Raw genomic sequence first — 8,066 nt, 5'->3', positions numbered from 1 at the left:
GAGTACCAGCCCAGCGGCGGGTCCGTCTCGCCGCGGTGCGCCCGCCAGGAGAGCTGACCGGGCAGGTCGAGCACCGCGGACCGGTCCTCGCCGTCCCGGCTCCAGCTGAGCACCGCCCGGTCGCCCTCCAGCTCCGCGGTGACCGCCGGGCCGAGGTGGAACGCCAGCCGCACGGCCCGGCGCGGGCCGCTCACCTCGTCGACCACCCGCAGCTCCCGGCGGCCGGGCATCAGCTCCACCCGGCGCCGGTGCACCGAGGGCCGGTAGCCGTCGTGCTCGGCACACCAGCGCAGCACCCCGGGGTCGGAGGTGTCGGCGACCAGGACGCGGGTCTGGGCGTGCCGGGTCCACAGGAACGGCCCGCCGGAGACCGACTGGTCGCCGCCGTCCAGCTGCAGGGTGTTGTGCCCCAGCGTCGACCGGAAGTACTGCCGCCACTCGGGCTGCCCGTGGTAGCAGAACGTCCCCGGGTCGGCCAGCACGTCGACCCCGTCGTGCCGCACCTCCACGGACAGCGCGTCCGCGTGGGCGTGCGCGGCGATGGACAGGAAGCCGTGCGGACCGCCGTCGCAGCGGACCCACAGCTCCCCGGACCCCCCTGACCCCACAGCACCCCCGGCACCGCGCAGGACCGTCATGCCGGCGTCCGGGAAGTGGACCGGACGGCGCCCCGGGCGGGCCACCGCCGGCGCGCCGGGCGAGTGCGCCAGCAGCGCGGTGCGCACATCGTGCCGGTCACCTCGGGCACCAGTCGAGCCGGCCGACACGCGTCCCGGTGGCCAGCAGCGACCCCCAGCGGTCGGTGCCCGCACCGTCCACGAACCAGGCCGTGCCCGTCGTCCGAGTCCCCCTGGCGCGGCGGCCGCAGCCGGCCGTCCACGACGGCCGCGAGCGCGTCGGTCATCCGCAGCAGCACCAGCCGCACCGACACCGGGACCGGCACGCCGGCGGCGTCCGCCTCGGCCAGCGCGGCCAGGCCCAGCTCCAGCACCAGCCCGTGGTACTCCGAGGCCAGCTCCCGGTTGAGGCCGGAGAGGAAGGTGTTGCCGCGCAGGTGCCGCTCCAGCGACCGCAGCGCGCCGGACCGCCAGCGCTCCGAGGCGGGGAACCAGCCGAACGCGCAGGCCGCGGCGAACTGCCCGGCGGCCTCGGCGATGACGTGGTTGTTCGCCGACGAACCCCGGCTGGGGAACGCCGCCAGCCAGCGCTGGTGGTGCCAGACCTGCTCCCGGGCCACCGGGTTCTCCTCGAACAGCCCGGCCGCGCCCGGCCAGCCGTCGAGCAGCCGGCGCACCCACACCCAGGACAGCAGCCGGATCCCCAGCTCGATGCCGCTGGTCCAGTGCACCCCGCGCAGCGGCGGGTTGGCCGCCCACCACGACCGCAGGTGCGCCGCCACCCGCTCGGCGTACCGCTCGTCCCCGGTGACCGCGTACGCGGCGGCGAGGACGGTGAGGTACTGGTGCCGGGACGGCTCCCAGATCTGCTTGATGTCCCCGACCGACTCCTCGTCCCGGTACGGCACGTCGAAGGCGTACCCCTCCGGGGCCCGCCGCCCGGTCTTCGGGTCGAGGAACCAGTCCGGGTCGACCAGGTCGTCGCGGTCCACCCCGAAGAACGTGCCGTGCCCCGCCATCAGCCGGTCCGCCTCCGCGACGAGCCGCTTGGCCGCGTCCGGCGGCACCGCGTCGGCCGTCCCCGCGGGCAGCACCGCGGTGAACCGGGCGCCGCCCACGGCCGGGGCGTCCGGCGGCGCCGACCGCCACCGCCGCCTGCGCACCGTGTCGCCCACCCGGCCGCCGACCTCCTGCGGCCCCATCCGGGACAGCCGCCGCAGGTACCAGCCCGCGCTCATGCTCATCGGCCGTCCGCCAGCGTCACGGGCACGCCGCCGGCCAGGCCGGCCTGCACGGCGAGGGTGGCCGCCGTGGTGGCGACCAGCGACTCCAGCGGCACCGGCATCGGACCGCCCGTCCGCACGGCGCGTACGAACGCGGCCAGTTCGGCGAGCTGGCCCTTGTCCCGGGCCTGGGGCAGCCGCGAGCTGACCCACTTCTTGCGCCCGGCTGCGACCTTCTCGAATACACCGAGGCGCGTACGAAGTCGTCCAGCCGCAGCACCTTGCCGTCCGCGACGAGGTCGAGCGTCTCCTTGGGGAAGCCGGGCGCGCCCGTGGTGACGTAGCTGATGGCGGCGGTGGAACCGTCCGGGTAGCGCAGGACCACCTGGAGGTCCTCGTTGCCGGACGGGGCGGTCGCGTACACCGAGACCGGGTCGGCGCCCAGCAGCCAGCTCGCCGTGTCGATGAAGTGCCCGCCCTCGCCGGCGAACCGCGAGCCCTCGGTGCCCTGCTGGAGGTACCAGCTGCCGTGCTGGAGCCGGCCCGCGTTGACCAGGTACCGCAGGCTCGCCGGGCCGGTCCGGGTACCGAACCGCTTGCGGGCCTCCTGGAGCAGCGGCGAGAACCGGCGGTTGAAGCCCACCTGGAGCCGGTCGTTGCCGGACTCCTCCACCGCCGCGAGGACACCCGCCAGTTCGTCCTCGGTGAGGGCGAGGGGCTTCTCCACGAACACCGTCTTGCCGGCCAGCAGCGCCTGCCGGGTCAGTTCGGCGTGGGAGCTGTGCCGGGTGACCACGAACACCGCGTCGATCGACTTGTCGCCGAGCACCGCGTCGAGGTCGGTGGTCGCCTCGGCGAAGCCGAACTTCCGCTGGGCGTTGGCCGCGGACAGCGCCGTCGTGGTGACGACCGTGGCGAGTTCGACGCCCTCGCGCTCCACCAGGTGCGGCAGCAGCATCGACGTGGCGTAGTTCCCCGCGCCGACGAACGCGAGGCGCACCGGCGTCCCGGCCGTCCGGGACGGCGCGGACACCCCCTCGCCGGAGCGCCTGACCGCGGGCACGGTCAGCACCGGGGCCTGCGCCTCCCGCTCCTGTCCGGGGTAGCGGAACAGCACGGCCACGGCCTTGAGTTCGCCCTCCTCCAGACTCCGGTACGTCTCCACGGCGTCCTCGAAGTCGGCGATGTGCGAGACCAGCGGATCCACGTCGACCTTGCCGCGGGCGGCCAGGTCGAGGAAGCACGCCAGATTGCGGCGCTCGGTCCAGCGCACGTAGCCGATCGGGTAGTCCCGCCCGTCGAGCTCGTACTCCGGGTCGTAGCGCCCGGGGCCGTAGCTGCGGGAGAACCGGACGTCGAGCTCCTTCTCGTAGTACGCGTTCCAGGGCAGGTCCAGGCGGCACTTGCCGATGTCGACGACCCGGCCGCGGTCCCGGCAGAGCCGTGCGGCCAGCTCGACGGGCTGGTTGCTGCCGCCGCCGGCCGCCAGGTACACCTGGTCCACGCCGTGCCCGTCCGTGAGCTCGGCGACGGCGGCCTCCACGGCCGCCGACCCGGGGTCGCCGCAGGCCGCGGCGCCCAGGCGCTCGGCGAGCTCGCAGCGCGCCGGGTCCGGGTCGGCGCCGACGACGCGGACGCCCGAGGCGGTGAGGAGCTGCACCACCAGCTGCCCGATCAGCCCGAGGCCGATGACCAGCGCCACCTCGCCGAGCTGCGGCTCGCCCTGGCGCACGCCCTGCATCGCGATCGACCCGACCGTGCCGAAGGCCGCGTGCCGCGGTTCCAGACCGTCCGGCACCCGCGCGTACAGGTTCTTCGGCACCCAGTTCAACTCGGCGTGCAGCGCGTGCTCGTTGCCCGCGCAGGCCACCACGTCACCGACCGCCACGTCGTCGATCCCGGCGCCGACCTGCTCGACCACCCCGCACAGCGAGTAGCCCAGCGGCGTGTAGGAGTCCAGCTTGCCCATCACCTTGCGGTACGTGGCGGGCACCCCGTTGACGGCCACGCTCTGCATGACCTTGGCGACCTGGTCCGGCCGGGAACGGGCCTTGCCCAGCATCGACATGCCGGCCTCGGACACCTTCATGAGCTCGGTCCCGGTGGAGATCAGCGAGTAGGCGGTGCGGACCAGCACACCGCCCGGCTTGCACCCCGGCACCGGCACGTCCAGCACCGCCAGCTCACCGGTCTTGTAGTTCTGTACGACTTGCTTCACCCGAACTCCTCTGAAATTGCTAAGCCGTGAACCCGGCGCTCTGACCGGACCCGGAGGTCGCGCCGCGGTACCAGTACTCGAGGGTCAGTACGTGCCACAGGTGCTTGGAGAAGTCCTGCTGCCCGGCCGCGTCCTCGGCGGCGAGCCGCGCCAGCGCGTCGCGGCGCAGGAACCCGGAACGGACGAGCTCGCCGTCGTGGATGACCTCGCGCACCAGCGGCGCCAGGTCCCGGCTCATCCAGGCGCGCAACGGGGCGCTGAACAGGCCCTTGGGCCGGTAGACGATCTCCCGGGGCAGGACCGAGGCCGCCGCCTCCTTGAGGACGGCCTTGCCCTGCCGCCCGACGATCTTGCGGTCGCCGGGGAAGGTGAAGGCGGCCTTGACCACCTCGACGTCCACGTACGGCACGCGCACCTCGGTCGACGCGGCCATGCTGGAACGGTCCGTGTAGGCGAGGTTCAGGCCCGGCAGGAACATCCGGGAGTCGCCCAGGCACATGCGGTTGACGAAGTCGTCGAGGTCGTTGTCCCCGTACACGTCCGCGTGCTCGGTCAGTACGTCGTCGACCGTCCCCGCCAGGTCCGGATCGATCAGGTCGAGCAGCTCGCCGCGGTCGTACATGGTGTAGCTGCGCCGGAAGGCCGTCTCCTCCGGAAGATCGGCGAAGGACAGGAACCGCTTCGCGAAGCGCACCGACCGGTACCCCCGGCGGGCGGAGGCGACCGGCAGCCGGTCCACGGCGCCGGACAGGCCGCGCCGCACCGGCCCCGGGACGCGCTGGTAGCGCAGCGCGAGCACGTTGGCCAGGTGCTTGCGGTAGCCGGCGAACAGCTCGTCGGCACCCATCCCCGAGAGCATCACCTTGACCCCGGCCTCCCGGGCGGCCGAACAGATCAGGAAGGTGTTGATCGCGGCGGGGTCGCCGATCGGCTCGTCCAGGTGGTAGGTCATCCGCGGCAGCAGGTCGAGGACGTCCGGGGCGATCTCGATCTCGTGCAGGTCGACGCCGAACCGCTCGGCCACCGTCCGGGCGTAGCGCAGGTCGTCCGGCATCGCCTCGAACCTGGCGTCCTCCGCCCGGAACCCGATCGTGTAGGCGGACATCCCCGGCTGGTGGCGGGCGGCCAGGGCGGTCAGGTAGCTGGAGTCGAGCCCGCCGGAGAGGAAGGTCGCCACGGGCACGTCGGACAGCAGGTGCCGCCGGGTCGACTCCTCGACGATGGCGGCCAGGTCGGGCAGCTCACCGGCCCGGGCCCGCTCCCGGCCCTCGGCCGCGACGTCCCGGAGGCTCCAGTACGAGCCGCGCTCCACACTGCCGTCGGGCCGGCACCGCAGCCAGCTCCCCGGCGGCAGCTTCTCCGCCTCGCGGTACGCGCACCGCGAGTCCGGCACCCAGTAGTACAGCAGCGAGGCCACCAGCGCCGCGTGGTCCACCTCCAGCGTGCCCCCGGTCGCCGCGGCGAGCGCCTTCAGCTCCGAGGCGAACACCAGGCCCCCGCCGCGCCGGAGCAGGAACAGCGGCTTGATGCCGAGCTGGTCGCGGGCGAGCACCAGCTCACCGGTCCGCTCGTCGAAGACCCCGAACGCGAACATGCCGCGCAGCCGGGGCAGGCAGTCCGTGCCCCAGCGCCGCCACGCCTCCAGCAGCACCTCCGTGTCGGAGGTGCCCCGGAAGCGCACCCCGGCGGCCGCCAGCTCGGCCCGCAGCTCGGGGGCGTTGTACAGCTCGCCGTTGTACGTGAGGACCAGCCCGTCCGAGACCATCGGCTGGGCGCCGGTCTCCGAGAGGTCGATGATGGCCAGCCGGCGGTGACCGAGCTGCACCTCGCCGTCGCCGACGGGGTGGCCGTACCGGCCCGCCCCGTCCGGACCGCGGTGGGCGAGGGTCTCCGTGAGCCGGTCGGTCACGGCCTTCCCGTCCGGCCACCGGTACGTGCCTGCGATGCCACACATGTCCTACCGTGCCTCCTGGTCGCTGTCCGGAACGCGCGCCGCCCACGCGGGCGGCCGTTCCGTCTGCCGCCCGCGCGTGCTGTCTTCGCGGGCCGGCCGCTCGTTCTGCCCGCGCGGCGCGGTGCGCGGCCCGTCCCACAAGGTGCCGTCCGTCCGGTCGCGCGGATCGGGGTCGATCAGCACCACGCCGAGCACCGTGATGCGCTGCTCGGCGAGCTGCCGCGCCACCGTGTGCAGCCACGCGGCGCTGCCGTGCCCGGCCCGGACGACGAGCACGGCCCGGGTGCCGAGGTACCGGAGATCGGCCCACGCCGTGCCGGGCGAGACCGAGCCCACGCCGAACCGGACCTCCCCGCCGGCCGCCGCCGGGGCGTCCTCGCCGACCACCGTCAGCTCCGCGGGCCTGCGGCGGTGGTGCGTGAGCCGCAGCCCCGGCAGGCCGTCGACGACCGACACCGGCCCCTGCGCCGCCAGCGCCGCGGCCAGGTCCAGGGCGATCAGCGCCGCGGCCGGCGCACAGCCCAGCTCCAGGAGCGACACCGGCTCAGCGGAACCCCGTACCGAGCGGGCCAGGGAGGCGGTGAGCCGCTCGCGCGCCCCCCGGGTGCCGCGCCGCTGCAGGCGGCCGGCCGACCGGCGGGGGAGCTCCGTGATGACGGACGCCCCCAGGTTCGCCGCGACCTCCCGGCGCAGCACCGGACGGTCGGCCACCACCGCGCCGACCGCGGCCACCGCGAGCCCGAGGACCAGCCCGAGGACGAGCCCGATCGCGGCGTCGGTGGCGGCGGCCCTGGGCAGGGAGTGCCGTACCGCGCGCGGTGCGTCCACCACCTGCGTGCCGGCGATGAGCTGGGGCGTGCCGACCCGCGCCTCCGCGGCACGCTGGCCGAAGTCGGTGATGCGGGCCGTCAGTTCGGCCCGTCGGGCGAAGAGCGACTCGGTGTTCGCCGACGCCTTCGGCCCGGACTCCGGTGTTCCGTTCCCGATCGCCTTGTTGACCTGGTCGAGTTCCTCCCGCAACCGGTCGCGCTGGTCGAGCAGGGCCTTGGACTCGGCCTCCGCGGCCTCCCGGATCCGCCGCACGTGGTCCGCGACGAACGCGTCGGCCAGCGCCTTGGCACGGGCCACGGCCTGCGCGTCGCCGGCACCGGTCACATCGATCTGGAGCAGGTTGTTGGTCAGACCGGTGCCCGCGTAGTCCTTCATGAAGTCCTCCGGCTTCTCGGAGGACTTCAGGCTCTTCAGGGCCTGCTCGGCGATCCGCGTGGTCTGCAGCAGCGCGACGTCGGTGCGGATCAGCGTTCCGGGGTCGTTCGGCTGGTCCTGCTGGTGCGCGACCAGCACCTTGGCCACCGCGGTCGGCGGTGGCGGCAGCAGCACCGCCACCGCCGCGCCGATGAGCAGCCCCAGCAGCGCCAGGGAGCTCCAGAGGCGGCGCCGCCTGCGCACCGACACCACGAGCGTCTGCAGGTCCAGCAGCGGAGCGGCGTGCGTCGGCTCCGTAGTCGTACTCATGGTCACCCTGAACTTCCCGTCGCGTCGGCGCCGGCCGCGAGTGCCGGTGCGGCGGCCTCGCGGCCAGGGCCGGCCTTCCCCGCCGCACCGGCCCGGACCGTGCCGACGAGGACGATTCCGACGATCTCGTGCCCGGCGTCCGCACACGCCTCGGCGATCCCGGCCAGCTCCCCGGCGGTCCGGCTGCCGGGGCTGAGCACGACGACGGCACCGGACTCGTCCTCGCGGTCGGCGACCATCGGCCGGGACACCGAGACCCCTGCCAGCCGCAGCCGCGGTTCGCCCTCGGCGCCGGCGGTGAACTGCCCGGCGGCCCGCAGGGCGTTCCCGTCGCCCTCCGGGACGAGCAGCAGGAGCAGCCGGGGGGCCGGCAGCCCGTCGCCCAGCCGGGCGTGCACCCGCCGGTAGCGGACCTGTCGGCCGGTCTCGTCGGACGTGCGCGGCGCAGGTACGTCCCACCGGACGTCGAGGCCGAGCAGCCGGCGGACACCGGCCCGCGGGCCGCGGCCCTCCGGCCGGTCCCCGGGGCGTTCCGCGGG

Annotated in this window: 4 protein-coding genes and 2 pseudogenes; all 6 read right to left on the bottom strand. The window is 74.7% G+C overall.

Features of this window, described 5'->3' with window-relative positions; genetic code table 11:
• The coding region (locus SSNG_RS43375) for a heparinase II/III-family protein (protein WP_241694978.1) at positions 1-638 on the bottom strand (638 nt) is incomplete at its 3' end.
• Positions 635-1,861 carry a heparinase II/III family protein gene (locus SSNG_RS02235; protein WP_007262157.1) on the bottom strand — a complete coding sequence of 409 codons (1,227 nt, stop codon included), beginning with the start codon at positions 1,859-1,861 and terminating at the stop codon, positions 635-637. The genes SSNG_RS43375 and SSNG_RS02235, both read right to left, overlap by 4 nt.
• Positions 1,858-4,058 (bottom strand): annotated as a pseudogene (locus tag SSNG_RS02230) (bi-domain-containing oxidoreductase). Before SSNG_RS02230 ends, SSNG_RS02235 begins: the two are co-directional and overlap by 4 nt.
• Before the next feature lie 19 nt (positions 4,059-4,077).
• Positions 4,078-6,012, bottom strand: a complete 1,935-nt coding sequence (gene asnB / locus SSNG_RS02225; protein WP_007262155.1) for an asparagine synthase (glutamine-hydrolyzing) — start codon at positions 6,010-6,012, stop codon at positions 4,078-4,080.
• A 3-nt stretch (positions 6,013-6,015) separates the two neighbouring features.
• Positions 6,016-7,533 carry a Wzz/FepE/Etk N-terminal domain-containing protein gene (locus SSNG_RS02220; protein WP_007262154.1) on the bottom strand — a complete coding sequence of 506 codons (1,518 nt, stop codon included), beginning with the start codon at positions 7,531-7,533 and terminating at the stop codon, positions 6,016-6,018.
• Positions 7,530-8,066, bottom strand: a pseudogene (locus SSNG_RS02215) (polysaccharide biosynthesis protein); the annotation flags it as partial. The pseudogene SSNG_RS02215 and the gene SSNG_RS02220, both read right to left, overlap by 4 nt.

Source organism: Streptomyces sp. C (assembly GCF_000158895.1).
Lineage (GTDB): Bacteria > Actinomycetota > Actinomycetes > Streptomycetales > Streptomycetaceae > Streptomyces > Streptomyces racemochromogenes.
The sequence above is the reverse complement of the archived record's forward strand: the minus strand, read 5'-3'. Positions and strand labels throughout refer to the sequence as shown.

What these genes read in the sequence shown, in the direction of transcription:
- SSNG_RS02235 (WP_007262157.1), bottom strand. Translation starts at nt 1,861, where the DNA reads ATGAGCATGAGCGCGGGCTGGTACCTGCGGCGGCTGTCCCGGATGGGG.
- asnB (WP_007262155.1), bottom strand. Translation starts at nt 6,012, where the DNA reads ATGTGTGGCATCGCAGGCACGTACCGGTGGCCGGACGGGAAGGCCGTG.